Below are 1,956 nucleotides of genomic sequence, written 5' to 3' on the forward strand. Positions count from 1 at the left end.
AACTTCAAGCAACTTATACCAGCCAAGAGTCATTGTTAAGGTAACGATATATCTTTATCCCAGAACAAAGATTCAACCTCTAAACAACTAATCTGATTCTTTAGAGAACTGACATCTACCCCCCAGCGACGACAAATAACCAACAAACGCCTAATGACATCACCTGAAACTGATGACTTGAAATGAATTTCTAGATTTAGACCAACACCAACTACCTTTTCAAACTCTGGTAATGAGTACAAACAAGCGAAAAATACTTCTTCGTCTTCTTGTCCGTAAAAACTTGGTCCTTGAATGGTTACTATCATTTGTGACTCCACACTCTATGGCACATAACGCCGCGTTAAGTGGTGAGCAACGCCAACCACCAAATCTAAACCATTGTACCTTAAACACTAAACTCAACTTGAACTGAAATCGCCAAGCGTTGTGAATCCGCCTTAAACGCCTTGTTAGGCGAAGTTTTCCACCTGTGTTTAAGTTGTTTTGAAAGCAGATTACCCGAAACCAAATAAGCAACCAAACACCCACTGACTTTTTGTGATTCAAGAACCACAAAACTCACTATGTTTCAGCCAAAGTTCCAACGACCACGAAATGCTGACCTTCAGCAACAAAGCAGGTTTTGAACCCGAAAATGCCAAAGCGACAAATTAGCAGCGAAATCGAAAGCCTCAATTGACTTGCCCTTGCCACACTTTGAGCAAGTCAAACTCACCGCCACCCAACACTGAAAACCAATGAGGCAACCCACGAAATTTGGCATGTTTTACGGCCTGAGTGATTCAAGAATTTAGGCCGACAATGCTAAATTGCCGACACCGAAAACCGACTGCCAAAGAGAGCGAGAAAGAGAGATATAGAAGACTTTTTGCTCAGTCGCATAACGCCCAATTAAGTAGCCCGAAACGCACTGGCTCACTTTCCGCATTGCTCGGTAACACCAAACCCGACGCAAACCAAAAATGCCACGCGTTGAGGGTCTGCTTGAATTGTTTGTTATGTTTTACCACAAATGACTGATTTGTTTGGCAAAGAACTGCTTTGTTGGCCGCATTTCAAGAAGTGAATCACACGCCAAAACTCACTTGGCCACCAGAAGCACGAAACACCAAGCGGGTAAGTCCACTTCCCTGCCCAATGAGGCAACCCGACTTAGCTTCAACAAGCGCCCTCTCTTTCCAACCAAAGCGCAGAACAATGGCAAATTGCCGAGGCAACTGCTAAGCCGACATGTTACTTGGCAAATACGTTAAAAACGACTTAGAGCCAGTTAAACAAAAATCCAGCCGCCACGACCTGCAAATGAAGCAACCCACGAACATTGATATGTTTTACGGGTTGAGAAATTCACGAATTTGAGCCGACAATGCGGATTTGCTGAGGCAACTCGAACGAATGGCTAAAGGGGCAAAGAACAGAGCTCGAAGAACTTTTAAGCCATTGAAATACAAGTAAACATAACGCCAAATTAAGGTGTGAACAACGCTACCACCTTACCTAAACCATTGTGCCATAAACACTAAACTGGCTTGAAGTGAAAGCGCCGAGCGTTGTGAATCACTCTTAAATTTATTGTTATATGCATTACTTGATTAGATTCTCCAAGTTCCACAACGCTGCAATACAACATAACCCGATACCTAGATATTTAAATACGTTTCGAAAAATCCTATAACCACGCTCATTATTCCGTTCATCGTAATGGTCAACAATCACGGAGATCATTACAATACACCCGCATACAAATGCGCCATACATTAGCCACGCTGGTTCATTGCTGAAATGAACACCACCACGTCTTGCAGGAATGTATAAATCGTTTTTATATATACCGTAGCCACCGTAGGCAATTAGTAATACAGATAAAAGAGCACAAGCTAACCGTTCTTATAGTGCAATCTTATTAGGGCTATAATCCATTTTCGCCTCCTGCATATAACGCCGCATTAAGGT

At 42.5% G+C, this 1,956-nt stretch carries 1 protein-coding gene; it reads right to left on the reverse strand.

The genetic code is table 11. The features are described 5' to 3' along the window. Positions 1 to 35 precede the first annotated feature (35 nt). Positions 36 to 308: a hypothetical protein gene (locus tag FCU94_RS15845; RefSeq protein ID WP_004748935.1), complete on the reverse strand. Its 273-nt coding sequence runs from the start codon at positions 306 to 308 to the stop codon at positions 36 to 38. Positions 309 to 1,956: the final 1,648 nt, after the last annotated feature.

Origin of the sequence: Vibrio sp. JPW-9-11-11 (assembly GCF_013369335.1) — a bacterium.
GTDB lineage: Bacteria > Pseudomonadota > Gammaproteobacteria > Enterobacterales > Vibrionaceae > Vibrio.

Excerpts from the sequence above, each read along its gene's own strand:
- FCU94_RS15845 (WP_004748935.1), bottom strand. The coding sequence starts at position 308 with ATGATAGTAACCATTCAAGGACCAAGTTTTTACGGACAAGAAGACGAA.